The sequence below is a fragment of the Levilinea saccharolytica genome, from assembly GCF_001306035.1.
Taxonomy (GTDB): Bacteria; Chloroflexota; Anaerolineae; order Anaerolineales; family Anaerolineaceae; genus Levilinea; species Levilinea saccharolytica.
Map to the genome: position 1 here is coordinate 1 of NZ_LGCM01000020.1, position 25,017 is coordinate 25,017.

Annotated in this window: 23 protein-coding genes; 4 read left to right on the plus strand and 19 right to left on the minus strand. The window is 63.3% G+C overall.

The features are described from left to right. Nucleotides 1-1,574, plus strand: a 1,574-nt coding sequence (locus ADN01_RS19605; protein ID WP_075070980.1) for a hypothetical protein, incomplete at its 5' end; no start/stop codon positions are given. A 102-nt stretch (nucleotides 1,575-1,676) separates the two neighbouring features. Here the strand turns inward: ADN01_RS19605 and ADN01_RS05140 are convergent. From ADN01_RS05140 to ADN01_RS05190, 11 genes are all read right to left on the minus strand, one after another. Continuing rightward, nucleotides 1,677-3,482: a heme o synthase gene (locus ADN01_RS05140; RefSeq protein WP_160318377.1), complete on the minus strand. Its 1,806-nt coding sequence runs from the start codon at nucleotides 3,480-3,482 to the stop codon at nucleotides 1,677-1,679. Further along, nucleotides 3,479-4,297, minus strand: coding sequence for an SURF1 family protein (locus tag ADN01_RS05145; RefSeq protein WP_062417933.1), 819 nt, complete (start codon nucleotides 4,295-4,297; stop codon nucleotides 3,479-3,481). Before ADN01_RS05145 ends, ADN01_RS05140 begins: the two co-directional genes overlap by 4 nt. After that, nucleotides 4,272-4,793, minus strand: a complete 522-nt coding sequence (locus ADN01_RS05150; RefSeq protein WP_062417932.1) for a cupredoxin domain-containing protein — start codon at nucleotides 4,791-4,793, stop codon at nucleotides 4,272-4,274. Before ADN01_RS05150 ends, ADN01_RS05145 begins: the two co-directional genes overlap by 26 nt. After that, complete coding sequence (locus tag ADN01_RS05155) at nucleotides 4,790-5,398, minus strand: SCO family protein (protein WP_062417931.1); 609 nt, start codon at nucleotides 5,396-5,398, stop codon at nucleotides 4,790-4,792. Before ADN01_RS05155 ends, ADN01_RS05150 begins: the two co-directional genes overlap by 4 nt. 6 nt (nucleotides 5,399-5,404) lie before the next feature. Continuing rightward, entirely contained in the window at nucleotides 5,405-5,986 is a 582-nt protein-coding gene (locus ADN01_RS05160) for a cytochrome c oxidase subunit 3 (RefSeq protein ID WP_062417930.1), read from the minus strand. Continuing rightward, a complete protein-coding gene (locus tag ADN01_RS05165) occupies nucleotides 5,983-6,192 on the minus strand; it encodes a cytochrome C oxidase subunit IV family protein (protein WP_160318378.1) in 210 nt (69 codons plus the stop codon). Before ADN01_RS05165 ends, ADN01_RS05160 begins: the two co-directional genes overlap by 4 nt. A 25-nt stretch (nucleotides 6,193-6,217) precedes the next feature. Continuing rightward, the gene (locus tag ADN01_RS05170) at nucleotides 6,218-8,062 is read right to left on the minus strand and encodes a cytochrome c oxidase subunit I (protein ID WP_062417928.1); all 1,845 of its coding nucleotides are present in this window, start codon (nucleotides 8,060-8,062) and stop codon (nucleotides 6,218-6,220) included. 16 nt (nucleotides 8,063-8,078) lie between these two features. Beyond that, a complete protein-coding gene (gene coxB / locus ADN01_RS18725; protein WP_160318379.1) occupies nucleotides 8,079-9,500 on the minus strand; it encodes a cytochrome c oxidase subunit II in 1,422 nt (473 codons plus the stop codon). A gap of 286 nt (nucleotides 9,501-9,786) precedes the next feature. Beyond that, nucleotides 9,787-10,437 (minus strand): response regulator, encoded by a 651-nt coding sequence (locus ADN01_RS05180; RefSeq protein WP_062417926.1) that lies wholly within the window; start codon nucleotides 10,435-10,437, stop codon nucleotides 9,787-9,789. Continuing rightward, complete coding sequence (locus ADN01_RS05185) at nucleotides 10,434-12,224, minus strand: GAF domain-containing sensor histidine kinase (protein WP_147239018.1); 1,791 nt, start codon at nucleotides 12,222-12,224, stop codon at nucleotides 10,434-10,436. Before ADN01_RS05185 ends, ADN01_RS05180 begins: the two co-directional genes overlap by 4 nt. A gap of 115 nt (nucleotides 12,225-12,339) precedes the next feature. Next, entirely contained in the window at nucleotides 12,340-12,774 is a 435-nt protein-coding gene (locus ADN01_RS05190) for a c-type cytochrome (RefSeq protein WP_062417924.1), read from the minus strand. A gap of 273 nt (nucleotides 12,775-13,047) precedes the next feature. Between ADN01_RS05190 and ADN01_RS05195 the strand changes: the two genes are divergently transcribed. Beyond that, the gene (locus ADN01_RS05195; protein WP_075070981.1) at nucleotides 13,048-13,491 is read left to right on the plus strand and encodes an RrF2 family transcriptional regulator; all 444 of its coding nucleotides are present in this window, start codon (nucleotides 13,048-13,050) and stop codon (nucleotides 13,489-13,491) included. A 78-nt stretch (nucleotides 13,492-13,569) separates the two neighbouring features. Here the strand turns inward: ADN01_RS05195 and ADN01_RS05200 are convergent, their stop codons facing one another. The 3 genes from ADN01_RS05200 to ADN01_RS05210 are packed head-to-tail and all read right to left on the minus strand — an operon-like array spanning nucleotide 13,570 to nucleotide 16,588. Further along, complete coding sequence (locus tag ADN01_RS05200) at nucleotides 13,570-14,049, minus strand: DUF3592 domain-containing protein (RefSeq protein ID WP_075070982.1); 480 nt, start codon at nucleotides 14,047-14,049, stop codon at nucleotides 13,570-13,572. Nucleotides 14,050-14,073: 24 nt separating this feature from the next. Then, complete coding sequence (locus tag ADN01_RS05205) at nucleotides 14,074-15,402, minus strand: hypothetical protein (RefSeq protein WP_147239017.1); 1,329 nt, start codon at nucleotides 15,400-15,402, stop codon at nucleotides 14,074-14,076. A gap of 10 nt (nucleotides 15,403-15,412) precedes the next feature. Next, complete coding sequence (locus ADN01_RS05210) at nucleotides 15,413-16,588, minus strand: hypothetical protein (protein ID WP_062417919.1); 1,176 nt, start codon at nucleotides 16,586-16,588, stop codon at nucleotides 15,413-15,415. A 175-nt stretch (nucleotides 16,589-16,763) separates the two neighbouring features. Here ADN01_RS05210 and ADN01_RS05215 point away from each other — a divergent pair, with 175 nt between their 5' ends. Together ADN01_RS05215 and ADN01_RS05220 are read left to right on the plus strand one after the other, a co-directional pair. Beyond that, nucleotides 16,764-18,260 carry a hypothetical protein gene (locus tag ADN01_RS05215; RefSeq protein ID WP_062417918.1) on the plus strand — a complete coding sequence of 499 codons (1,497 nt, stop codon included), beginning with the start codon at nucleotides 16,764-16,766 and terminating at the stop codon, nucleotides 18,258-18,260. Between the two features lie 49 nt (nucleotides 18,261-18,309). Continuing rightward, nucleotides 18,310-19,245, plus strand: coding sequence for a nucleoside hydrolase (locus ADN01_RS05220; protein WP_062417917.1), 936 nt, complete (start codon nucleotides 18,310-18,312; stop codon nucleotides 19,243-19,245). Between the two features lie 89 nt (nucleotides 19,246-19,334). On the opposite strand, the gene bcp is transcribed toward ADN01_RS05220, so the two are convergent. The 5 genes from bcp to ADN01_RS05245 are packed head-to-tail and all read right to left on the minus strand — an operon-like array spanning nucleotide 19,335 to nucleotide 25,011. After that, nucleotides 19,335-19,796: a thioredoxin-dependent thiol peroxidase gene (bcp, locus tag ADN01_RS05225; protein ID WP_062417916.1), complete on the minus strand. Its 462-nt coding sequence runs from the start codon at nucleotides 19,794-19,796 to the stop codon at nucleotides 19,335-19,337. 44 nt (nucleotides 19,797-19,840) lie between these two features. After that, nucleotides 19,841-21,841: a molybdopterin biosynthesis protein gene (locus tag ADN01_RS05230; protein WP_062417922.1), complete on the minus strand. Its 2,001-nt coding sequence runs from the start codon at nucleotides 21,839-21,841 to the stop codon at nucleotides 19,841-19,843. A gap of 17 nt (nucleotides 21,842-21,858) precedes the next feature. Next, nucleotides 21,859-22,797 (minus strand): polysaccharide deacetylase family protein, encoded by a 939-nt coding sequence (locus ADN01_RS05235; RefSeq protein ID WP_147239016.1) that lies wholly within the window; start codon nucleotides 22,795-22,797, stop codon nucleotides 21,859-21,861. 16 nt (nucleotides 22,798-22,813) lie between these two features. Beyond that, a complete protein-coding gene (locus tag ADN01_RS05240) occupies nucleotides 22,814-23,779 on the minus strand; it encodes a polysaccharide deacetylase family protein (RefSeq protein WP_075070983.1) in 966 nt (321 codons plus the stop codon). Then, on the minus strand, nucleotides 23,776-25,011 hold the full coding sequence (locus ADN01_RS05245; protein WP_062417913.1) for a molybdopterin-binding protein: 1,236 nt from the start codon (nucleotides 25,009-25,011) through the stop codon (nucleotides 23,776-23,778). Before ADN01_RS05245 ends, ADN01_RS05240 begins: the two co-directional genes overlap by 4 nt. Nucleotides 25,012-25,017 lie beyond the last annotated feature (6 nt).

The following is a 25,017-nucleotide window of genomic DNA, read 5'->3' on the forward strand; positions in this document are numbered from 1 at the left end:
CCCCCACCCCTCCCCCCGCCGCCCGCCAGCTTCTGCTGGCCCGCGGGGATTTGTTTTCCGCCTCCGGCGAATGCGCCGGCTGCCACACCGGCCTCAAAGATGAATCCGGTGCGGATGTGTCCATTGACGCCCACTGGCGCGCCACCATGATGGCCAACGCCGCCCGCGACCCCTATTACCGCGCCTCCGTGCGCAGCGAGGTCGTGCGCCTGCCAGAGCTGCGCCCCGCCATCGAAAAGAAATGCGCCACCTGTCACCTGGGCATGGCCTACACCACCGCCCTGGCCGTGGAAGAAAGCACCGCCATGCTGGACGACGGTTTCCTCAGCCCCCAGCATCCCCTCTTCCCCCTGGCTCAAGACGGCGTCTCCTGCACCCTCTGTCACCAGGTTCAGCCGGACGGCCTGGGCACGCCCGCCTCCTTCAGCGGCGAATACATCATTGACAAGACCACCCCCCAGGGTCAGCGCGCCATCTTTGGCCGCTTCCCCGTCAACGAAGGCACCGCCGCCATCATGCGCGGCGCATCGGGCTTTGTCCCCAAGCAATCCGAACACCTCTCCGGCCCCAACCTGTGCGCCTCCTGCCACACCCTCTTCACCACCACCGTCCAGGCCGACGGCACGCTGGCAGCCGACCCCTTCCCAGAGCAGACCCCCTACCTGGAATGGGCGCAAAGCCAGTACGCTGGTCAAACCGTCTGCCAGGACTGCCACATGCCCACCGCTCAGGGGGCTGTGCGCATCGCCAACACCGGTTCGCAGCCGCAGTCTCCCTTCTTCCAACACAATTTCACCGGCGCCAACGCCTTCATGATCGGTCTGCTGCAGGCCAACGCTGAGGCCCTGCAGGCTACCGCCGAGGACGAGCATTTTAACACCCTTCAGCAGCGCACCCAGCAGCTCCTTCAGCAGCAGACTGCCCAGTTGGAGCTGAGCGCCCAGCGCAGCGGCAGCACCCTGAATGTAACCGTCAACATCACCAGTCAGGTGGGTCACAAGTTCCCCTCCGGCTTCCCCTCCCGCCGCGCCTGGCTGCACCTCACCGTGCGCGATGCCGCGGGGACCGTCCTGTTTGAATCCGGCCAGGTGCAGCCCAACGGCTCCATCCCCGCTAACGATAACGATCAGGACCCGACCCGTTTTGAGCCGCACTACGATCAGATCACTGCCCCCGATCAGGTGCAGATTTACGAAGCGATTATGGTAGACAGCCAGGGGGCCGTCACTACCACCTTGCTGCAGGCTGCCGCCTACCAAAAAGATAACCGCCTGCTGCCCCTCGGTTTTGACCCCGCCCAGGCCCCCCCAGAGATCGCCGTGCAAGGGCAGGCCGCCCAGGACGATAACTTCACCGGCGGCGGCGATCAGGTGCAGTATCAGATCACGCTTGCCGACTCCAATGCCCCCCTCACCGTAGAAGTGGAGCTGCTCTACCAACCCCTCAGCTACCGCTGGATTGAAAAAATCCGTGCCCAAGACACCCCCGAAAGCCAAAATTTCAGCGTGTACTTGCAAAATGCCCCCGCGCCGACTTTTTCAAAGGTGGCAGCCGCCCAATTGCAGGTTCCCTGACCGTCAATATCTCCTGTCCGCGGCGCACGCCGCGCCGGGACAGAATCAAAGACGCGCACGGCCTGGGATGGCCGTGCGCGTCCTGTTTGGCTGGTGTTCACCTTAGACCAAAACGTCTAACACCAGCGCCACAAAAATAAACATGAGATACATGCTGGAATAACGGTACATCTTCCAGGCCACCTTATTGCCGCCCACGCGCAGCACCCGCCAGGCCGCGCCAATCAGCCACAACCCCAGCACCGCCGCGGAGATCAGGAACACCGACCCCGTCAAATTGAGCAGCGGCATCAGCAGCGTCACCGCCACCAGTTCCAGAGTGTAGATAAAAATTTGGATACGCGTGCTTTTTTCGCCGCGGATCACCGGCATCATCGGCACGCCCGCTCGCGCATAGTCGTTGCGCCGCACCAGCGCCAGCGCCCAGAAATGCGGCGGGGTCCATAGGAAGATAATGGCAAACAGGAACAGCGCCGGAAAGGTCAGCGAACCCGTCACGGCCGCCCAGCCCACCAGCGGAGGGATGGCCCCGGCCCCGCCGCCGATGACGATATTCTGCACCGTCAGGCGCTTCAGCCACAGCGAATAAATCAGCACGTAATACACCATGCCTGCCAGCGAAAGCAGAGCCGCCGTCAGGTTCACGAAACCCGCCAGCAGGAAGAACGAGATCAGGTTGGCCGCCACACCGTAGGCCAGCCCCTCACCCGGGGTCAGCCGCTGCGCGGGCAAAGGCCGCTTGGCCGTGCGCTGCATGCTGCCGTCAATATCCCGGTCAATGTACTGGTTGATGGCGCTGGAACCAGCCGCTGCTAAAGCCCCGCCCAGCAAGGTCCACAAGGTCACTTCCCAGCCCGGGATAGCCCGCGCCCCCATGACCATGCCCGCGTAGGTGGTCACCAGCAGCAGCGCCACGATCAGGGGCTTGCTGAGGGTGAAGAAGTCGCGCAGCCGCGCGCGGAACTGCAGCGGTTCGCTGGCCTCGCTGCGCTCGTCCTCGCTGCGGCGGCCGGCCAAACCTGCCGCGGCCGCGGTCAACGCCAGGGCCGCCCACACCCCCGCCGCCGAAGCTGCATGCAGCCCCACCAGATCTGGCGAAAAGCCGCGGCTCACCTTCACCGCCCCAATCAGCACCTGCCCGGCAAAGAGGGTAAAAGCCGCCGTCGCCGCGGTCAGGGTCACCTGCTGGCTGCGCTGCCCGCGCCAGGCGCGCACCACCAGCGCCGACACGCCCACCCCACTCACCAGGGTCAGCGCGCGGTGCGCCAACGCCAGCCATCCTAACCCGTTCGTAGGCAGCCCGCCGGCGCACAGCGGCCAGCCTGTGCAGGAAGCGCCCGCGTCCAGGCTCACCACCCAGGCCCCGCTGACCATCAAAACCCCCACCAGCGCCAGAACCGCCAGCGTCAGCCGCGCAAACGGGGAGGCAAAGCGCAGGCCGTCGGCCTGCTGCGGGTCGTGATGAAAGCGGTACGCCGCCAGCGCCGCCGCGCTCAAAGCGCCCAACGCCGTCAGAGCCAGCCCCAGATGCACCCCGGCCAGAAACTCAGTTTCCGGGCGCAGGGCCACCCACGCGCCCCAGCCCGCCTGCACCAGCATCACCCCCGCGCCTGCCGCCGCCAACCCGCGCACCACGCGTGCCGCCCCGCGCCGCACGGCCAACACCGCCGCCGCCAGGGCCAGCAGCGCCCCCGCGCCGCTCACCAGGCGGTGTACCATGTGCAGCTGCGCCGCCGTATCCTGCGGCCAGGCGGCCTGCCCATAGCAAGTCGGCCAATCGGCACACACCGCCCCGCTGGCGCTCACCCGCACCACGTTGCCCATCACCACCGCGAAAAAGGTCACCAGGGCTGCCGCCAAAAGCCACCCGCGCAGACTGCCCGCTGCCGTTCGTTCATTTGCCATCATCCTATCCTCCCCGGTTCTTCCAACCATCTTTGCTCTACATCCGCTTGCACATCCGCGCCGCGATCTGGCTTCTGGCGCAGCTGCTGGCGCACAAAAAATGGATACCCCGCCAAGAGCAGCCCCGCAAAAGCAAACCACTGCATGGCATAGCTCTGATGCGACCCCTCGGTCAGCTCCACCTCGGCCAGCCCTCGGTAGGGCAAAGCTGTCCAGCCGGGGTCGGGAGCCTGCTGAATGTACACCGGCAGCAGTTCATACGGCACTTGCTGCTGAATACGCTCCAAATTGATAATATTCCAGGCCGCCAATCGCGTCTCCCCCGGCGCCAGGGTGGGGTCGGGCACACCCCCAAAATCGGGCCGGGTCTGCGGCCGCCGGATCTGCCCGCGCACCGTCACCACCCCCGGCTCATCGTACACGCTCAAATCCTGCGCCTCTTCCAAAGGGATCCAGCCGCGGTCCACCAGCACCGCCGCCTCACCGCCCGCCGTCCGCAGCGGGGTCAGCAAACGGTAGCCGCTGCGCTCCTCCCAGGCCTGATTGCGCAGCAGCACCTGCTGGGAAAAGTCATATTCTCCCTGCACTGTCACCGCGCGGTATTCCATATCGAATAAATCGTCTGCCTTCCAGCGGTGCTGGTTCAAATCCAGCTCCGGCGCGTTGATCTGCGCGCTCACCCTTGCGTTAAAGGCCCGCCGCCATTCCAGCCGGTCCAACTGCCAGATGCCCAGGCGGGCCATCACCCCGGCCGCCGCCAGCACCAGCAGGCTGGTCAGCAGCCAGCGCAAGCTAAGCAAGCGGCGCAGCGTACTCATCTTGCTCCTCCTCTTTGCGCGGCCCCACCGGCCGGATCACCAGGCTGTACAGCCAGAACAGCACCCCGCTGGGCAGTCCCACCGAGATAACCCCCTGCACGCGGATCCAGCTCGTCAGCCGCGGCTGCACATCCACCCCCAGCGTCTCCTGCGGCTGAAAACTGCAATCGTAACTGTAGGAGTTCGGCTCGCCCATCGTCAGGCTGCCGCTGCCCCCCGCTGGAACCCACACCGGCCCCAATTGGTGGCTGACATCATCCTGATTGACCACCACCAGCACATCTCCCTGAATGAAGGTCATGCTCTCCGGCAGGCGCGGGTCGCCTTCACCCTGCGCCACTCGCTGCGCCGTGCCCGCCGGGATGACCAGTTCCAGCCGCTGCGGGGTGTTGCGCACGTTGCGGTTCACCAGGCGAAAAGACACCTCGCTCACCAGCCACCCAAACAGCATGCTGGCCGCCATGACCCACAAGAAGCGTTTCAGGTGCGCATTCATGAGCTTTTCTCTTTCAGCAGATAGCGCACATCTTCCACGATGTCGTCCACCGCCGTGCCAAAGGGGTAGGTCAGGCGCAGCTTGCCCGCTCGATCCACCACATACACGCGCGAGCTGTGCGTCACCAAATACCCCGCGGCGGTCGTCTCGGTCTGAAACTCCACCGTGACCCCATAAGCGCGGTAGACCGCCTCCAGCGCTTCCGGCGAACCCGTCAGACCCAGAATGGCCGGGTCAAACAGGCTCACATACATGCCCATGCGTTCCAGGCTGTCCCGCGCCGGGTCCACGGTGATAAAGAGCATGTCCACGTCCGCCGCGCGCTCGCCCAGGGCCTTGCGCACCTCACGCATCTCGCTCAGCGTGGCCGGGCACACATCCGGGCAGCTGGTGTAGCCAAAGAAGATCAGCGCCACCCGCCCCTGTCGTTCGTGCAGGGAATAGGTGGAGCCGTCCGTGGCCGCAAGGACGATTTCTGGCGCCGGCGCGCTCGAATCGATCACCGAGCCGCGCAGTTGGTAGGGGCGCAGGCTGGCCAGGCCCATCATCACCACCCAGCCCAAAAGCGCGCCCACCGCCAGCCAGAAACCGTATTTGCGCACCATCTGTCCTTACCCTCCCACCGTGCCAATCAAATACAGCGCCGGGTAGAAGAAGATCCACACCAGATCCACAAAGTGCCAATAGTTGGCCGCCGCTTCCACCGCCCAATGGTTCTCCGCCGAGTAATGCCCGCGCATTCCGTTGCGCAGGATGAACCCCAGGAAGATCACCCCCGTCAGCACATGGAAAGCGTGCATGCCGGTCATCATGTAGAACACCGCGCCTTCCGTGCCGTCCGCCGGGCCAAAGGGGGCCAACTGCCATTCAAAGCCCACCACGCCCACCAGGAAGACGATCCCCAGCAGCATGGTGATGACCGTGTTGCGCACAAAGCTCTTGCGGTCGTTGTGGGCGATGCTGACCTCGGCACGGTTCATGAAGAAACTACTCACCAGCAGCACTGCCGTCACAATCAGCCCCAAAAACTGCTCCAGATGCGGGCGCGCCTGCCCCAGCAGGTAAAAGCGCGTCACCAGCAGCCCGCCAAACACAAACCCATCCGAGAGGAAGAACAGCCACAGCCCCAAACGGCGGGTGGTCATTTTCCGCGCCGCCTCTTTGGCCGTCAATACCGCGGTATGCGTGCTCATGCGTGTCCTCCTTCTTCCGGGTTGGTCAGGCGGCGGATGTGCATGAAGAACCACACCACCAGGGCCGCCTTCAAAATCGCGATCGCCCACAGCGTGAACGCCGGCCATTCACTCACCCCGGCCCAATATTCCAAACCCGTCAGCGCCGCCAGCCCCAAAAATACCTGCACACCGGTGCGCCACTCTTTCTTTTTTGAAGTTTCCATCGCATCCATTCTCGGCCTCTTTCCGTCAGTCGCCCGCGGGTTGGCGCACCGTTTCCACGTAGCGTGAATTCGGCAGGCCATAATCGTAGGGTTCGCCCACCACCCGGATTGGCTCCGCAAAGTTGTGCAGCGGCGCCGGCGAAGGGATCTGCCATTCCGGCGAGCGCGATTCCCACAAATTGCCTTCCACCACCTCACCCTTGCGCGCGCTGATCCACAAATTGATGAAGAAGATCAGCACAGAGAAGGCCACCAAAAAACCGGCGATGGTGATCAGTTGGTTGGAGAAGGTGAAGCCCATCTCCGGGTCGTAATCGGCGATGCGGCGGCGCATGCCCAGCAAGCCGATGCGCATTTGCCCAAAGGTTTGCAGCAGGAAAGCCGGCAGCAGCAGCCAGAAGTGCGCCTTGCCCAGTTTTTCGCTCATGCGCCGCCCCGTGATCTTGGGGAACCAGTAATAGATGGCGGCGAACAGCGGGAAGATATATCCGCCAAACATGGTGTTGTGAAAGTGCCCCACGATGTAATAGGTATCGTGCAGGTGCAGGTCGGTCGAAACCGTGCCGCTCGGCGGGCCGGTAAGACCCCCCATCAGGAATACAATCACGCCGCCCAGCACAAACAGCATCGGCGTCGGAAACCGCAGCCGCCCCTGCCACATGGTGGCCACCCAGCTGAAGAACTTGATCCCCGTGGGAACCGCCACCAGCAGGGTGCTGTACATGAAGGGAACCCGCAGGTATTCCTCCATGCCGGAGGTGAACATGTGGTGTCCCCACACCAAAAAGCCGGTCAACGCGATGCCCATCGAAGACAGCGCCACCCAGCGGTAGCCAAACAGCGGCTTGCGTGCAAACACCGGCAGCAGCTCGCTGATCACCCCCAGGCCGGGCAGCACGAAGATGTACACCGCCGGATGGGAATAGAACCAGAACAGGTGCTGGAACAAAATCGGGTTGCCGCCCGAAGCCGGGTCAAAGAAACCCATCCCCAGCAGGCGCTCAAACATCACCATCTGGAACGACAGACCGATCAGCTGTGTGGCCGTAGTGGAAATGATCGAGGTCGCCAGCATAGCCCAGGCGAAAATGGGCATACGGAAGAGGGTCATCCCAGGCGCGCGCATCATCAGGATGGTGGCGATCAGGTTCAGAGATCCCAGAATGGAAGACCAGCCCACGATGTACACACCCAGGAAGAACATCTGAATGCCCATCGGACCGCGCACGCTCAGCGGCGGGTAAGCCGTCCAGCCCGTCTCAAACCCGCCTACGAACATAGCGCTCACCAGCAGCACCGTTCCCGGAACCGCCATCCAGAACGAGAACGCGTTCAGGCGCGGAAAAGCCATGTCCTTGGCCCCGATCATCAGCGGGATGATGAAATTGGCCATCGCCGCGATGCCCATCAAAATCGAGGCGATCAGCACCATGCCGTGCATCCCAATCAGGGTGTTAAATTGCAGATAATTGAGAAAATCCAGCCCCGCCTGAGCCAGCTCGGTGCGGAAGATCAGGGCAAAGGTGCCGCCCAAGGCCAGGGTGATCATGGAAAGGAAGCCGTACTGCACCCCAATCACCTTATGATCCAGGCTCACGCCAAAATAGCGCGCCCCTCCCGGGGTCTCGTGCACTTCCTCAGCCTCCGGCACCGGTTTGCCCAGCGCCATATGCCACCAATCGCGCATCGTGCCGATGCCCGCCAGGAAGGTGATGGCCCCCACCACCCCGCCAAAAACCATGGCCGGCTCCGTCTTCCAGGGCAGGCCCATCAGCGCGCGGATGGCCCCCAACAGGCCCATGCCCGCGGCTGTGCCGATCGCCTGCCAAATTAGCCCGCGTACCAACCCAAGTGAAAAGAATTTTTTCATAGGGAGCGCTCCTGCCTTACTTCAAAGATTGCATGTAAGCCACCAGATCGGCGATTTGCTGCTCGCTGAACTGGTCTGCATAGGTGGCCGGCATGACCCCCGGCGGAAAGCCTTTTACCACCGCCGCGTTGGGTTCCAGAATGGCCTGGATCAGGTAAGCCTCGTCCACCGTCACGCTGCTGCCGTCCGCCAGCTCATGTGTGCTGCCCGCCATACCTTTCCAGGTCGGCCCCACCAGCGGGCTGCCGTCCAGCGAGTGACACCCCAGGCAGCCGTTGTTTTTGGCCAGCCGTTCGCCGCGCGCCGCCGGGTCGCTGCTCACCGCCGCCATCTCGCCCGCTTCCCAGGCAGCAAAGTCGGCCTTATCCATCACGATCACCGGAGCGTTCATGTTGGCGTGCGCCCCGCCGCACAGCTCCGCGCACAGCACCTTGTATTCACCCGTCAGCGTGGGCGTAAAGCGCAGTTCCTTCACCAGGTTCTCTCCCGGCAAAATGTCCTGCTTCACGCGAAATTCCGGCACCCAGAAGGAGTGGATCACATCCGCCGAGGTCATCTTCAACAGCACCTGCTCGCCCACCGGCAAAACCAGGCTGCCTGAGGTGATGCCCGTCTCTGGGTACTCAAAGCGCCAGTACCACTGCCCGGCGGTCACGTTCACCACCAGGGCCTGCGGTTCCACCCGCCGGATGTCGGCCAGGGAGAGCGACCCCAGGTAAGAGAAGTACAGCACCGTCCCCAGGGGGATAATCGTCCAGAAGATTTCCAGCTTGGTCGAGCCTTTAAAGAATTTGCCCTGCTGGGTATCGTTCTCCCCTCGCCGCCGGAAAACGACGATGCTGTACACCATGAACACCCCGATCAGGGAGAACAGGAAGGAGATCACCCAGTAATGCGCGTTAAACAATTGGTCAATGAGGGTCGCCTGCGCGCTGGCCTGCACAGGCAGCAATCCGGCGCTCTGCAAACCGAAATTGGTCAATACGGTAAAAATGACCACCAAGACACCGACAATCACAAAATGTTTCATACCATCCTGCCTCCTGGGTTGTTCTTGCGAAGGGGGTTGCGTGGGCCAGGGCTGCTCCAGCCAATCCCCTGCCCGTTCACCGCGAAAAGTTTGCCGGTCGTACACCACCACCTCACCGCTGTCGCGCAAAGAAACCATCACTACCTGTAAGGCGCGGCCGCCGCCCTGAATCAAATGATCCAGAAAACGCGCGCGTTCAATGGTTTCGTCGTCATAGTCCACCAGCACCAAATCCGGCTGCCATTGGTCCAGCGCATTTAAGGCCGCGTGCATCTCCCCCGCCAGCCGCACCTGCTCCGGCGCAATCTTCCAGCGCTGGCGCAGCAGTTTCTCCAAACCCTTGCCGAACAATGGGTTTGCGGAAGCAATCAACACTCTTTGTGGGGCCTGCTCTGCATGTCCTGCCATCGCCTCGCTCCGCGTCTGATTAAGACTTTTTTGATCCACATTCAATATACTGAATCCCCCTTCCCAATTCCATCCACCGTACAGCCCCCCAGGGGTGAAATGTGACACCCAAAAGGATGATCCACCCTCACCCCCGCACGGCATGTGCCTTTTTACCTGACAAGGGGCATGTTTTGCGTACAGGCGATTAGGTTTATGTACTTATTGGCTACACGCATTTTAGCTTCCCCTAGAATCAAAAAACGCGCCTGCGCGCGCTTTTTCCTGCTGCCCTTCCGCCTTATCCTCAGCGTTTCTGGCGCAATATCCCCAACTGCATGGCCTTGCTCACTGCCTCGGTGCGGTTGGCAGCCCCCAGTTTTTCCAAAATATGCCGCACGTGGGTCTTAATCGTGTTCTCCGATAAAAACAATCCGCTCGCGATCTGCTGCGTGGTTTGCCCCAGCGCCAGCAAATCCAAAATCTCCATCTCCCGCTCGCTCAGCATCGACTGCGGGGCTTCATTCCCGCTCTGTATCAGCGCCCGCAGCACCGGCGCGGTCACCTCCGGCGAAAGCACGCTTTGCCCTTGCGCCACGCGCAGCAGCGCCCGCCGCAAATCCTCTGGCTCGGTATTTTTCAGCAAATACCCGTCTGCCCCCGCGCGGATGGCCGCCAGCAGATCGGCGTCATTCTGCGAAATGGTCAGCATCAAAATACGCGGCTTGTCCCCTGCCCGCCGCACCGCCTCCACCACGCCCAGGCCGTCCATCACCGGCATGTTCAGGTCCAGCAAAATGATGTCTGCCTGCACCTGTGCCAAAACCGCCAGGGCCTGTTCGCCGTTGCTGGCCTCGGCCGCCACCTCAAATTCCGGCATATCCCGCAGCAGACCCACCAGCCCGCGCCGGAACAAAGCATGATCATCCACCACCACCAGCCGCACCCGTTCGCTCATCCGTTGTGCTCCAATTGTGTGCGCGGCAGCCGCAGGCGCACCCGCGTGCCCTGACCCATCTGACTGGTGATTTGGAAATCTGCGCCAATCACCTCCGCCCGTTCGCGCATCCCGCGCAGCCCAAAACGCATCACCTCCGGCACGTCCTCCGGAGCAAATCCGCGCCCGTCGTCGGCCACCTCCAGGATCAAGTCCCCTTCCCAGGCCCCCAGCCGCACCCAAACGCGCTGCGCCCCGGCGTGTTTGCGCACGTTGCTCAGCGCCTCCTGGTAAATGCGCACCAGCTGGGCGCGCACCTCCGGAAGCACTTCGGGAACCTGCGCATCCACCTGGGTTTCCACACGCAGCCCGCTGGCGCTTTCAAAGGCAGCCCCCGCCGTGTGCAGCCAATCACCCAGAGACATATCCGCGTCCAGGCGCAGGTTTTCAATCACCTGGCGCGTTTCCAGATAGGCGGCGTTCAGCGCGCCCAGATGATCCTGCACCACTTCGTTCAGGCGGCCCGTCTCGCCGCGCTCCAGCAGCTTCTGCATTTGCGAAGTCTGCATCTTTAAAAACGCCAGAGTCTGGGCCAGGCCGTCGTGAATCTCGCGCGCCAGACGCGAACGCTCCTGCATCACCGCCTGGTACTCCAGCTCGAAGAAATCACGTTGGGTTTCCACAAAATGGGCCGCCTGGGCTGCCAGAGTGTTCACCGTTTCCAACTGGCGTGCGTCAAACCCCGCCCCGTGCGCATCCACCCGGCCGATCAGCAGCCCGCCCACGGCCTGCCCCCCGGCTGTGGTCACCGGCGCACCGGCCCACAGCCCGCCCCCCAGACGAAAGAGAGTGTCTCCCTCCCGCTGCGCATCCGCAAAGGCTGCCCGCGCCGTTTCTGCGTCCACCCCCGCCAGCCAACCCTGCTCCGCCTGCACCCCCACCAGGCGCTCGCCGTAAGGCTGAATCCACAGCAGGGCGTAATCGCCTTCCAGCGCCTTACGCGCGCCCATCACTAGCCGGTCGGCCATGGTTTGCAGGTCGCTGTGTCCGCCGTGGCTCTGTTGGATCTGCTGAATGGTGTTGATTTCCTGGTTGCGCAAACGGATGGTTTGGATGGCGTAGGCAATTTCGTTCAGCAGCCCGTCCAAAAACACGCGCTCTTCCGCCCCCAGGCCGCGTCCCGCGGGCAGGTACAGGCTGAACAGGCCCAACATGCGTCCCTGCCGCCGCAGCGGCAGGCAGTACACCCCCAGCACTTGTGTAAAGGGCGGCTCCAGCAGCGGGCAGGGCGTGCCCGCCTCGGCCTGCAATTCCTGACAGACCGAACAGCGCTCCTGCACCGCGTGGGAGGCCAAGTGTTCGGCCCAACCCTTGATCAAACCTTCAGGGATGACGCCCTGGGTGTAAGCCGTCAACGGCTGACCCCATTCGTCCAGGGGCACAAACGTGCTGGCGCGCGCGTCGGTCAATTGGCGCAGGATCTCTAAAGCCTGCTGGATGAAACCGTGTTCATCCCCGGCGTTCACCAGGCTGTGGTTGAGGCGCAGCACGCTTTCCATGCGCGCCGTCAACTGCCGCTGCTGGGTCTGCATCTCGGCCAGCTTCCGCCGCTGCGCTGCCCCATACAGCCACCAGCCCACCGCCGCCGCCGCCATCCCCGCCGCGGCCAGCACCAGCAGTACATACCCGCCCAGGGGCAAAGCCGCCCCCAACCGCGGGCGCAGGGCCAGCCCGGCCGCCCCCACCGCAGCGGCAGCCAAAAGGCTCATCCCCATCCTCGTCGTCCAGTGCATCCAGCCGGGTCTCATGCTCAAATTGTACCTGAAAGCGCCGCATCCTTCCAATACAACATCCAATAAGAAAAGCCCTCCTCACCACGCCGAGGAGGGCTGTGACCAGCGCAACAGGTGAAAATCTTGCGGTTTACTTGAAGGTCTGAATGTGGGTGATGACCTGCCAGATTTCATCTTCCGACAGAATGTCTTTCCAAGCGGGCATCGAGGATTTGTACGGATCCATCATGCCGCCTTCGGCAATGCGGTAATAGATATAGGCTTCATCCGTCTCCGCGACGGCTTTGGCCAGATTGTACGGCTTGGGCGATAGGGAAGCGCCCGCCGGGCCGTCCCCCGCACCCTTCTCACCGTGGCAGGAGGCGCAGTTGACATCGTACAGGGCTTTGCCCGCCGCGGCAGCATCCGCCGAACCCGCTACCGGGTTTTTCTTCCCAGCATATTCAGCCGGGGTCGCCCCGCGCTCTTTGCCGCTGTCCGCAGCCGGGGCACCGCCGCCGCAAGCTGAGAGCATCAACGCGCTCAAAACCAAAATCACTGCCACTAGATAAAATGACCGCTTCATTCTTTCCTCCTGTGTTCGAGTAATGTGACTGTCTTCACGAGGACATTATAACTCTCATTTATCAAAAATAAAAGTCTGACCCCCGCTTGTCACACCTTTGGCGCAGCATGCTTCCCTTTGGGGTGAGTAAATTTCATCCAATTGGTATTAATGACTAACATTTATCACATTTATCTGCGAACTCGTGATATCTGTCACTTCCGTTGATTTAAATCATCAATTATCTTATATACGGTCATTTTGACCCCATCTTACCCGTACGAGGTGTAACACATGTTTCGTATTAGTCGGCGTTTAGATTACGGTTTGAACTTGATGCTTGCCTTAGCCTCTGAGAACAGTGAACTGCCCCAATCCACGGCATCCCTGGCCGAAAAGCTCAATATGCCCCTGCCCTTCATGCACCAGATTGCGCATTCGCTCATGCAGTCTGGTTTGATCAAAGCCACTCCCGGCCCGCGCGGCGGCCTGCGTCTCAACCGCCCCACCACCGAAATCAGTGTGCTGCAAATCATCGAAGCTCTCGAAGGCCCCATCAACCTCAATCCCGAAGGGACCGAGAGCAATTTGAAGAGCGCCCTGGCCAGCACCCTCATTTGGGATGATCTTCAGCAAAAACTCCTGCTCCAATTAGGCGGCTTATACCTAGAAGATATGGTCACTCAGGCTGACCAGCTGCAGTTGTACTCGCAGGCGCTGCTGCCCTCGAATAACTAATCGAAGCGCACATCCCATAAACCCGACGATCCTCCTTGCCGCTGCGGCAAAGGGGATCGTCGGTTAAGGGTGAGCGGTTCAGCCAATGGTCATGCCCATCCACACCGCCGCCCCCACCAGCCCCGCCCCCACCAACATGAAAATCAGCCAGCTCCAGCCCACCCCCACTTCCAGGGCGGTCTCCTCCCGGTTAGCCGGGTTGTAATACACGGTCACCTTTTGGCCCACCGGATAGCGCTTGACCACCTTCTCCGCCAGCGGACGGGCATAGGTGCGCTGAGACAACCCCAACTGCTTACGGGTCAGGGTTTCCTCCCCCAGGGTGAAGCGGTATTCCACCACCGGTTCATACGAAACCTCCGTGCGCACGGTTTCATCCCGCGCGGTCACCTGACGGCGCTCCACCACCTCGCTGTAGGTCACCTCCCCTTCCACGCTGGCCCAGCGGCGGCTTTTGATCCCCTGCCGCAGCACCATGCCGCCCATGCCCACCAGGAACAGGCCAAACAGGCCCAAAATGCCCGTCACACACAACACCACCACGCTGCTGCTCGTCATACGCGCCTCTTCTCCCCGCGGGCCTCACGGCTGCAAGACCCACAACCCTTCGTCTTCACCACCCAAGGCCGCCGCAAAGAGCCGCCCCTTGCCGTCCACCGCCAGGCGCACAAAACCCGCCCGCAGTTCGCCCACTTCGCTCAAGGTGCGCTGCTTCCACAGCAGCACTTTACCGCCCGCGCTCAAATACCCCGCATCATCCGGCAGAATAGCCCAGCTCGTCGGTTCGGCTCCCGTGGTTTCATACACGCGCATCCAGCCGTAATTGCGCTCCATGTGGAATATCACCGTGGAGCCTTCCAGGCTGGCCCCACCCCGCCGCCAGGCCGCCATCCAGGGCCGGTCCTGCGGATCCACGGCCACACGGTGCACCAAATAGGTACGGTTGATGCCGTCCGGGAAGTACTCCTTACCCCAGTTGCCGCTGTTCGGGTTATAGCGCAGCAGCACATCGTAGGTTCCGGCGTAGGCCGTGCCCTGCCGGTCCACCGCCATATCCAGCACGCAGGCCCCCTCCGCAGCCAGAATGGGGTTCCATTCGCCGTTGGAGTAGCGCGCAATCCCTGCGCCTTCCAGCGCCTCACCCTTGCCCACGCAGCCCCCCACCCACACTTTACCCGCGCTCGATACGCTGACATCCGTCAGGAAATAGCCCTGATACCCGTTGGTATCCTGTTCGGGGAAGTTCAGCGCGCGGTGATCCAGCCCCGTCCAGCGGTTGTTGGCCCGCGAAAAACGCCGCACCTCATCCATGCCCGTCGCCAGCCACAGATCCCCCTCCGGCCCTTCCACAATCTCATCCGCCAGGCCGGGGCTCAGGTACTCCGGTTCCGGCAGCGGCAGCCAGCCTTCCGCCTCGCCGTAGAAGATCCATTCGCCGGGGGCCAGTGCCCCCATCACCGCGCCCCCCTCCAACACCACCCACACCCAGCCGCGGCTGTCTGCGCCTAAGATCGCGTCCGCGGGGGTGTCCAACTGTTCCACCCATTCTTGCTCACCCGCCACAAACACCCCGCTGGCCGCGCTGACCCACACCTCCCCATCCGGCGACACCCACAAATCGGTAATGCCCTTGAGAGGCTGCCCATCTTTCAGCACCGCTGTAAACGGCCCGGCGCTTTCCGCCGCGGATGCGGTAGGTGTGCCTTCCACGGGTGTTTGGGTGGGTTTGGCCGCCGTGGACTTGGGCAGAGCCGTGGGTTCGGGCTTCTTTGCGGTGGGTTCAGGCAGGGCCGTGGCCTGCGCCTCCGGCGCAGGCGGCTGCTCCGTGGGGCTTTGGCCGCCCCCCAGGCTGCACGCCAGCATCAGCCCCATCAGACCCAATACAGCCGACCAGCGCATCCACCTATACATGGCTCCCTCCCTACGGCTTGATCGGAATCTGGTTAAACACGCCCGAAACTGTCAAAAAGCTCCCCGGCTTATCCTTGTTTTCAGCCTCAAAGCTGAAATATCCGCTCAGTTTACCGCCCTCCACTTCGGTCAACACCAAAGAGCCGCTGGTCATGTAATAGAACCATGCCCCGGCAAAGATGGCAAAGGTCGGCCCTTTGGCTGCCAATTTGGCGTCGTAAGGTTTCAAGGCCACTTCCCCGGCCTTCACGTCGTAGGGCAGGAACATCGAAAGCGAATAGCGCTCAGTTTTGTTGATCAGGCCGATCACGGCCCCGTTGTCTGTGTTCTGATACTGCACCTTGCCCCCATCAGCGCGGTCGTTTTCCGCCCCGCTGAGTTCATACACAAAGCTGCCGGGCTTCAGGCTGGCCGGGTCAATGCCCAGCACGTTGCCGCTGGCCGCGCCGGTGCTGCCGCCAGAGCTGCCCCCCGTACTGGGCTGGCTGCCTCCGCTGGAGGCCGTGTTCTCCCCGCTCGCACCCACCGTGATCCCCACCAATTCCACCGCGTCAATTTCGTTCCAACCCAACCCCAACACGCTCTGATCCACCACCAGACGCAGCCCCATGATAGGGAATTCCACACCCTCTACGGTGATGGTCATCAAATCCGGGCAGATATCCAGGTACTGCGGATCGCGCACCAGGATCAAATGCTGCTCGCCTTTGAGGTCAATCACATACACCTCAGCCACCTGGGTGGGATTGTAACTTTGATAAATGTTGATCTCGGTAGCCACCACCGGTGTATCAAAATACACTTCCAGCCATTCCACGCCGGTGGCACTGGACGAAGCCCAGGCCGTACCGTAATCACCGCACTGATCCGTGTTGGCCGGGCCGGTAGCCTGTTCTGCCGACCAATCCGCCGAGCCAAATTCTGAGCTGGCGTTGGCGCCGCTGGCCCACTGGCGGATCAGCTTGCCGCCCATATCCACGGGTTCAGCCGTCGGCTCCACCGCCGATGCTGCCGGCGGCGGCTCCTCCGCCATTGGCGTTTTGGCGTTGTGCTGCCCCGATGCGGACGGAGCCGCGGGGGTTTCTGGTTTCTCATCCGCGTCTTTGCCCATAAAGGGCAGTCCGCAGGCCATCGTCAACAAGCACAGTATCACCATCACCGCCAACCACCGCGCGCGCTTGTGCATTTCAGCCTCCTTATTTGCGCATGTTCTGTCGTGTAAGATTAAAAAGCCCGCCCTATCGTTGATTGCTTAAGTATATTATAGAGAAAATTCCCTTTTTCACAAGCACGCCCCCGTCTGGTTGCGCTTCCCCGCGGTCTGTGTCATAATCCTCTCGCCGTCATTTGCAGGAGAACCCATGACCACCTGGCTGCGCCGCCTTCGCCAAAATTTTGACTCCCTTTCCCCCGCCTCTCGTCTGGTCAGCGTGTTGGTGCTGCTGCTCATCTTCCTTATGGCCGCGCGCACGCCCCTCGACCCCGACATGTGGTGGCATTTGCGCGCCGGGCAGGAAACCTGGGAAAACGCCGCCCCCTACACGGTGGACACGCTCTCTTACACCCGCGCTGGGGCGGTGTGGGTCAACCATTCCTGGCTGGGCCAGCTCAGCCTGTACCTCTCGTACCGTTGGGGCGGTTTTTTCGGCGTCAGCCTGTGGGTAGCCGCCCTGGCCGTGCTCAGCATGGCGGTGCTGCTGATGCAAATGGACGGCCCCTTTGGTTTGCGCGCCGCCCTGCTGGTGCTGGGCAGCCTCGTGGCCGCCACCACCTGGGCGCCCCGCCCGCAGATGTTTACCCTGCTCTTTCTGCCCATTCTGCAGGCCCTCATCACCCATGCCAAAACCACCGGCCGCGACCGGTTCTGGCTGCTGCCGCCATTCTTCTTGTTCTGGTCCAACCTGCACGGCGGCTATTCCGCCGGAATCCTCTTCCTGGCGGCAATTTTGGCCGGGGAAGTCCTCAACCACCTGCTCGACCCGTCCTCTCCGCTCACCCTTTCCTGGCCGCGTCTGGGGCGTCTGGCAGGCTGGAGCGGACTGTCGCTGCTGGCCGTGCTGGTGAACCCCAACGGCCTGAACACCTGGCTCATCCCCTTCCAGACTCTGGATGTCAGCGTGGCGGAAATTGACGAGTGGTTTTCTCCCAATTTTCACAACCTCAATGAACAGCCCATGCTGTGGCTGCTCATGCTGACCCTCTTCGCCCTGGCCCTGGCCAACCGCCGTGCCGACGGCGGCGACCTGCTGGCCGTCATCGGTTTTGGCGCGCTGGCGCTGATGGCCAAGCGCGGTTTCGGCCCCTTTGCCGTGGTGGCTTTGCCGCCCCTCTCCCGCGCCCTGTGGTCTGCCTGGCGCGCTGCCCCCCGGCTGAAAAGCCTGCTGGCTCGTTTTCAATCCCCACCCACCCCCCAGGCCCCCTGGCAGAAAGCCGTCAACCTTACCCTGGTGGGCCTCATCGCCGCCGCGGCCTGGGCCAAAGCGGGCGTGGTCAGCCACCCCACCGCCGTGCAGATCTACACCGCCCAGCAGTACCCCACCCGCGCCGTGGCCTGGCTGGCCGCCCAACCGCACAGCGGCCATCTGCTCAATTCCTACAATTGGGGCGGTTACCTCACCTGGGCCTATCCCCAGCAGCCCGTGTTCATTGACGGCCGCGCGGATCTGTTCGGCAACCAGATCATGGGCGAATGGCTCACCCTGGTGCGCACCCAGCCCGGCTGGGAAGACCTCCTGAAAAAATGGGACATCCGCTGGGTCTTGCTGGAAAACGGCACCCCCCTGGTCAACGCGCTGCAAACCCGCGGCTGGCCGATTCGTTACCATGACGCGCAGGCGGTGATTTTAGAACACCCCTGACCCACAGCTGCACCCCCGTATTCACCCTTAGACTGGCGGTAGGAAACCTATGAAACCTGTGATCATTGACACCGATATGGCTTTAGACGATTGGATGGCCATCCTCTACCTGCTGCGGCATCCCCAGGTCGCGGTTCAGGCCGTCACCGTGGCCGCCACAGGCGAGGCCCACGCCCGCCCCGGCGCCGTCAACGCCCTGCGCCTGCTGGCCCTGGCCGAACACGCCCCCTGCCCGGTGGGCGCGGGCAGCCCCGTGCCCCTGCGCGGCAGCGCGGCCTTCCCCTGGCTGATCCGCTTTATCATGGATCACCACTTCTTCATCCCTCTGGTGCGCGTGCCCGCCCCTGCCGCGATCCCCGAGGCCGTGCCCCTGCTGGCCGAGCAGCTTTCCGCCGCGCCGCAGCCGGTCACCATCCTGGCCGTCGGCCCGCTCACCAACTTGGGCGCCCTCCTCCAGTCTTCTCCCCATCTGGCCGCCAAGATCGAACGCGTGGTCATCATGGGCGGCGCGCTGGATGTCCCCGGTAATATTCAGGATATCCTCCCACGCTCCCCCAACGCCCACGCTGAATGGAATATCTATATTGACCCCAGCGCCGCCAACCTGGTGTTTGCCTCCGGCGTGCCCGTCACCCTGGTGCCCCTGGACGCCACCAACCAGACCCCGCTCACGCCGGATTTCCTTCAGCGCCTGGGGCAGCGCGCATCTCACCCCGCCGCCCGCTTTATCCACCGCGGCCTGCAAAACATGAGCCGTCTGAACAAGGGCCGCGGTTTCTATTTCTGGGACCCACTGGCGGCCGTCCTCGCGGTTCGTCCCGATTTGGGCCGTTACCAAACCCGCCCGGTGCGTGTGATCGAAGAAGAAGGCAGCCAGTACGGCCGCACCCTCAGCGAAGAGGGCGCTTATCCCATCCAGGTGTGCCTGGGCGTGGATCAGCCCGCCTTCGAGCAGGAATTTTTGGATACGCTCTGCGCCCCGTAGCCTGGCCTGCACTTAAATCAAAACCCGCCAGGTTCGCTCAAGCGCATCTGGCGGGTCTTTTTTCTACCGCTTATCTCAACCGTGTCTGCTTACCCCTTCAGGGCCGCCAACACCTCGGCGCTGTGACCCGCGGGTTTGACGTTTTCAAACACCTTCTTGATCTCGCCGTCCGCGCCGATCACAACGGTGCTGCGCAGCACGCCATCATATTCCCGGCCCATGAATTTCTTACGTCCCCAGGCTCCGTACAATTCGCACACCTGATGATCCTCATCCGCCAGCAGCGCAAAGGGCAGCTGATATTTTTCCTTGAATTTCTTGTGCGATTTGGGGCTGTCGGGGCTGACCCCCAAAATCACCACCCCCGAGCCTTCGTAATCGCTGTAATCGTCGCGAAAGGCGCACGCCTCGGTGGTGCAGCCGGGAGTGTCATCTTTTGGGTAAAAATACAGCACCACCGGCTTGCCGCGGTAATCCGAAAGGCGGTGAAGGGTTCCGTTTTCATCTTGCAGGCTAAAATCCGGTGCGGTCTGGTTGGCAGCAATCGTCATGGTCGTCTCTCCTCGTTTCTTAGGCATTCATTTTTCTGTTCTGATTATGCCCGTTCCGCCGGTTCAATGCTACCCAGGTGTATAACCCTGCCCATCACGCTGACGTCGTACCCCGGCATGGCCGACACCTCACGGCGGAAGGCTGCATCCTGCATCAGGTCAAACACGGGTTTCAGCAGCTCGTTCTGGGCGTATTCTTCTGGGATCACCAGATCATAGCGTTCGTGGAACAGGGGGATGAAATCCAGCTCCAGGGCCTGCGCCGCCGCCGTCACCCCCAGCCCGCAGTCCGCCCGGCCCGAAGCCACCGCCGCCGCCACCGCCAGATGGGTGTATTCTTCCTGCTCATACCCCTGAACCTGCTCCGCGCGGATGCCCAGGCGCTGCAAATGGTAATCCAGCAGCACGCGTGTGCCCGCCCCGCGCTGGCGGTTGATAAAGCGCATATCCTCGCGGGCCAGATCCGCCAACCCTTGCACGCCCTTGGGGTTGCCTTTGGGAACCAGCAGCCCCTGTTCGCGGTTGACCCACGCCACCAGGCGCACCTCCCGTCCCGCCAGGTACTGTCCCAAGTAGCGCAGGTTATATTCGCCGCTGTCGGGGTCGAGCAAATGCGACCCAGCCAGGTGCGCCTCACCCCGCCGCAGCGCCACCAGCCCGCCCTGACTGCCCACGTTGGCGCTCACCAGCCGCCGGCCGCGTTCCGCCAAATGCTGCGCCAGCAGATCCAACGTCAGATCATGCGAGCCAATCGCAAACACCGTGCGTTCCAGTTCTTCCGGCGCACGGTACAGCCGCACGCGGACATTGGAGCCGGCCTCCAACCCCTGCACGCCGCGCGGCAGCACAGCGATGCCGTCTGCCCGCACCAGCGAGGTGATCACCCCCGCCCCACGCGACAGCGGCGCCGCCAGCAGCCGGGTTCCCACACGGCCCACCACCACGCGCATAAAGTCGTCATCCCCCGCCGGTGAGGTCACCTTGCGCGTCAGGGCCGCCTCCACCTCAATCGGTTGAAAAGCCCCGCGCCCCAGCCAGCGGGAGAGCAGCGGCTCCACGAAAATTTCACCCGTCAGCGCCGCCGAAACCGGGTAGCCCGGCACACCCACCACCGGCACGCGCCGTTCGGGCTGGGCCGCGCCCGCTGAGCGCCGCAGCATCCCCAAAATCACCGGGTGCCCGGGCCGCACGGCCACGCCGTGTACCAAAAGCTCGCCCAGGCGTTCCACCACCCGCGCCGAAAAATCCTCCGACCCCGCCGAAGAACCCGCGTTCAGCAGCACCAGGTCGTTTTCATCCGCCGCCTGCTGCACGCGCGCGCACAGCAGTTCAAAATCGTCCGGGGTAATGGGGAAACGCACTGCCTCGCCGCCCCAGGTGTTCACCTGCCCAGCCAGCACGATGGAATTGAACTCGATGATGTCCCCCCGGCGCACGTCCTGACCCACCGGGATCAGCTCCGTGCCCGAAGGCAGCACCGCCGCGCGCGGCTTGCGCGCCGCCCACAGGTGGGTGTGTCCGCTGGCCGCCGCCGCCCCCAAATCCACCGGCCGCACAGTGTGGCCCGCCGGAAGCACCAGCTGCGTGGCCACAATATCCTCGCCCATCGGGCGCACATGCGCCCAGGGCGGCAGGCCCGCCCGCAGCCGTATGGCCTGCGGTTTGCGCGGGTCCGCGGCGGGCTGATCGGCGCTGTCCAGCGCCTCCACCTGCTCAATCGGCACCACCGCGTCGGCCCAATCCGGCAGCGGGTCGCCCGTATCCACATACTGCGCCTGACTGCCTAAAAGCAGGCTCACCGGCGCGGTCGGCATGGCCTCGCGCGTGTCCGCGGAGCGCAGCGCAAAACCGTCCATGGCGGAGGCGTGGTAATGCGGCGAGGAAATCCGCGCCCAAACCGCCCGTGAAAGCACCCGCCCCACGGCGCGTTCATCCAGCGGGATATATTCTTCGGCCAGCACGCCCCCCAACCCGGCCTCTTCCAGGGCTTCCCGCAGCCGGGCTTGCGCCTGATCTAATGGGATATCATGCAGATATACAGCCATACCGCCGTCCTTGATCTTTAGGGGTTGGCCGGTTTCCACGGCAGCATCGCCAGGAAATTGGTCATATCTTGATTGTTGCGCACCGCAAAGCGGCCCAGATAAAACAGCGATCCGGCGTAGTGATCAAAGGTCGCCAGCAGGGTCGCCCCGGCATAATAGCCGTAGTTCGCCACCCGCGCCGCCACAAAATCGTTCACCGCCCCACCGGGGTAGGCAAATGACGTGATGGGGACGCCCAGCTTCTTTTGCAGCTCTTCCCGCGATCCGGCGATCTCCTGGCTGAGCAGTTCGGGCATACCGGTCAAATTGATGCGGCTCATGCCGCTGCTGCCGATCTCCCAGCCCGCCGCCGCCAGGTCTTTCAGCTGCTGCGTGGTCAGTTTGCCGTTGGTGTCAATTTCGTTCACCACCGTGAACACCGTGGCCACATAGCCGTACTTTTGCAGCCGCGGAAAGGCCTGGGTGTAAATGCCGGCCGAATTCTTATCAAAGGTGATCACCACCGGCCGCTGGGGCAGATTGGCGCCCTTATACACCGCCTCACTCAACTGTGCCAGGGTGATGGGGGTATAGCCCGCCTGCTGCAAGGTCAGCAAATGCTGGTCAAACACCTCCACCGGCGTGTCATCCTCCGCGCTGGAGCCTTCCCCCACTGTGCCGTACGCCAGAATGGGCGCAGTGGCCTTGCCCGCCGGATTCCAGATCCAGGTGGGGCTGGGGGTGGGCGAAGGCGCGGGGGTCTCCGTGGGCACCGGCGTCTCCGTCACCGTGGCGGTCGGCTCCGGGGTCAGCGAAGGCGTCACCGAAGGGGTCAGCGCAGAAACCGCCGTCAACTGCGCCACCACCGTGCCCGCCGCCTGGGTGTATACCAGGTTGGGGTCCTCGGCCGGGGTCTGCGGGCCGCAGGCCGCCAGCAAAAACATCAAAACCCATGCGAAAAGCAAAACTCTCTTCATACAGCCTCCCAAAGCATCAAGGAATGAGCGCCTTAAAATCAGCCAATGATGTGCTTCGCCGCACCTCTATGCGGCTCAAGTAAAACAAACTGTCCGGCGTGTGCAGGCTGGAAGTCCCCAGCCCCAACCCCGCCTCAAACGTTTCGCGCACCGAGCGCTGCACCACGGTATCCATCACCCCATAGGGGTAGGCGAAGGTGATCACATCCGTCCCCAAATACTCCTCCAACTCATAGCGGGAACGGCTGACCTCATACCACAGGTTGCTGTAATCGCGGGTCAGCTCGGTATGCGACATGCTGTGGCTGCCAAATTCCCAGCCCGCCGCCAGCAGTTCGTCAATCTGCTCGTGGCTGAGGATACTCTCGCCGCGGTCCAGATAATTGACCACCAGATACACCGAGGCGGTGAACCCAAATTCCTGCAAAATGGGGTACGCGCGCGTGTATACATCCCGGTTGCCGTCGTCAAAGGTGATCACCAGCGCTTTCGGCGGCAGCGGCGCCCCATCTCGCACCGCCCGCACCAGCAAAGAGATGGGGATGGTGGTGTAGCCGCGCTCAGCCAGCACCTTCATCTGATTGCGAAAATCCGTGGTCGTCACCGTGTACAGGTTGGATTCCTGGTCGTTAACGTGATGATACAGCAGCACCGGCGCAGTCAGCTCGCCCGCCGGGTGAAAATCCCACGCGGGGGTGGGGGTATTTTCGGGGGTAGGGCTGCTGCTGGGGGTGGGGCTGTGTCGCGGCGTGCGCGTCACCGTGGGGGTGCGCGAGGCCGTCGGCGTCAACGTCACCGGCTCCGGTAGGAAAGGCGTCACCGTTTCCGTTACCGCCGCGTTCACCGGCGGGGCGGCTGCCGCGCTGATTCCACCTGCCCCCCCAGGTAGAACACTCCAGCCGCCCAGCTCACAGGCCGCCAGTCCCAGGCTCACCAGCACAGCGGCCAGCCACAGGCCGCCGCGTTTGCATCGAACTGTCACAGCAGCACCACTTCCACCGCCGCGCCCACCTCCAAACCGGTGGCGTCCGGCGGGATGCACACCAGGCCGTCGGCGTGCGCCAGCGAAAAGATCAGATTGCTCTTGTAAAAGATCGGCTCAGCCGCCCAACCCTGCGCCTCGCGCCGCAGCCGCACGGGGACCCAATCTTCCCGCCCGGCCTGCGAAGCTAGATTCAAACTCAGCCGTGCCGGCACAGCCGCCTGCGGCTTGCCGGGTACAGCCCCCAACAGCCGCGCCACCAGCGGGCGCACGAACAGGCGTGCAATCACCAACGCGCTCACCGGGTTGCCCGGCAGCCCCACCACCGGCTTGCCGTCGCACACCCCCAGGATGGTGGGTTTCCCCGGGCGCACGTTGACCCCATGCACCAGCACCCCCGGCGCGCCGCTTTCGCGGATGACCGCGGCGGTCAGATCGCGCGCGCTGGCCGAAGACCCGGCCGTGATCACCACAAAATCCGCCTCATCCAGCGCCCGGCGCAGCGCCGCCCGCAGCGCCTCGGCCCGATCCGGCACAATGCCGTACAAGCGCGCCTCCCCGCCGCAGCTTTCCACCAGCGCCGCCAGGGCGTAACTGTTCACATCCCGCACCTGCCCCGGCCTCACCGCCCGATCCGGCGGGACGACTTCATCCCCGCTGGAGAGGACAGCTGCCAACGGCTTGCGCGCCGCCGCCACCTCGGTCAGTCCCAGGGCCATCAGCCCACCGATGGCCGCCGCGTCCAGCCGCACCCCCCGGCCCAGAACTTCTTCCCCGATGCCCACGTCCTCACCCGCCTTGAGCACATTTTCACCCGCGGCAACGGCCTTGAAAATCTCAATCTCCCCGGCCCGCGCGGTCTGGGTCAGCTCCAACATCACCACGCTGTCCGCCCCCTGCGGCAGCATCCCGCCGGTGTGAATCACCGCGGCCTGCCCCAACCCCACGGCAAAACCCGGGGCCGCCCCCATCGGCACTTCGCCCACCAGCTCCAGATAGGCCGGCAGGGTATCACTGGCCCCGTGGGTGCTGCGCGCCTGCACGGCGTAGCCATCCACGGTGGAACGCGCGAACCCCGGCAGAGCCTCCGGCGAGCGCACCGCCTCAGCCGTCACCCGGCCCAGAGCCTGCGCGCTGGGGATGCGCTCCACCCCAACCCGCGGTTCCGGCATGGCCCGCAGCCACACCGCCAAAGCCTCTTGAGGAGGCATCAATTCCAAGAATTCAGGCATTGTCTT

Bases quoted from the DNA above. Each gene is read 5' to 3' on its own strand.
- ADN01_RS05235 (WP_147239016.1), bottom strand. From the start codon at position 22,797: ATGAAGAGAGTTTTGCTTTTCGCATGGGTTTTGATGTTTTTGCTGGCG.
- ADN01_RS05195 (WP_075070981.1), top strand. From the start codon at position 13,048: ATGTTTCGTATTAGTCGGCGTTTAGATTACGGTTTGAACTTGATGCTT.
- ADN01_RS05245 (WP_062417913.1), bottom strand. From the start codon at position 25,011: ATGCCTGAATTCTTGGAATTGATGCCTCCTCAAGAGGCTTTGGCGGTG.
- ADN01_RS05220 (WP_062417917.1), top strand. From the start codon at position 18,310: ATGAAACCTGTGATCATTGACACCGATATGGCTTTAGACGATTGGATG.
- ADN01_RS05155 (WP_062417931.1), bottom strand. From the start codon at position 5,398: ATGGTGCGCAAATACGGTTTCTGGCTGGCGGTGGGCGCGCTTTTGGGC.
- ADN01_RS05190 (WP_062417924.1), bottom strand. From the start codon at position 12,774: ATGAAGCGGTCATTTTATCTAGTGGCAGTGATTTTGGTTTTGAGCGCG.
- ADN01_RS05140 (WP_160318377.1), bottom strand. From the start codon at position 3,482: ATGATGGCAAATGAACGAACGGCAGCGGGCAGTCTGCGCGGGTGGCTT.
- ADN01_RS05145 (WP_062417933.1), bottom strand. From the start codon at position 4,297: ATGAGTACGCTGCGCCGCTTGCTTAGCTTGCGCTGGCTGCTGACCAGC.
- ADN01_RS05165 (WP_160318378.1), bottom strand. From the start codon at position 6,192: ATGGAAACTTCAAAAAAGAAAGAGTGGCGCACCGGTGTGCAGGTATTT.
- ADN01_RS05160 (WP_062417930.1), bottom strand. From the start codon at position 5,986: ATGAGCACGCATACCGCGGTATTGACGGCCAAAGAGGCGGCGCGGAAA.
- ADN01_RS05150 (WP_062417932.1), bottom strand. From the start codon at position 4,793: ATGAATGCGCACCTGAAACGCTTCTTGTGGGTCATGGCGGCCAGCATG.
- ADN01_RS05200 (WP_075070982.1), bottom strand. From the start codon at position 14,049: ATGACGAGCAGCAGCGTGGTGGTGTTGTGTGTGACGGGCATTTTGGGC.
- ADN01_RS05230 (WP_062417922.1), bottom strand. From the start codon at position 21,841: ATGGCTGTATATCTGCATGATATCCCATTAGATCAGGCGCAAGCCCGG.
- ADN01_RS05205 (WP_147239017.1), bottom strand. From the start codon at position 15,402: ATGTATAGGTGGATGCGCTGGTCGGCTGTATTGGGTCTGATGGGGCTG.
- coxB (WP_160318379.1), bottom strand. From the start codon at position 9,500: ATGGCAGGACATGCAGAGCAGGCCCCACAAAGAGTGTTGATTGCTTCC.
- ADN01_RS05180 (WP_062417926.1), bottom strand. From the start codon at position 10,437: ATGAGCGAACGGGTGCGGCTGGTGGTGGTGGATGATCATGCTTTGTTC.
- ADN01_RS05170 (WP_062417928.1), bottom strand. From the start codon at position 8,062: ATGAAAAAATTCTTTTCACTTGGGTTGGTACGCGGGCTAATTTGGCAG.
- bcp (WP_062417916.1), bottom strand. From the start codon at position 19,796: ATGACGATTGCTGCCAACCAGACCGCACCGGATTTTAGCCTGCAAGAT.
- ADN01_RS05185 (WP_147239018.1), bottom strand. From the start codon at position 12,224: ATGAGACCCGGCTGGATGCACTGGACGACGAGGATGGGGATGAGCCTT.
- ADN01_RS05210 (WP_062417919.1), bottom strand. From the start codon at position 16,588: ATGCACAAGCGCGCGCGGTGGTTGGCGGTGATGGTGATACTGTGCTTG.
- ADN01_RS05215 (WP_062417918.1), top strand. From the start codon at position 16,764: ATGACCACCTGGCTGCGCCGCCTTCGCCAAAATTTTGACTCCCTTTCC.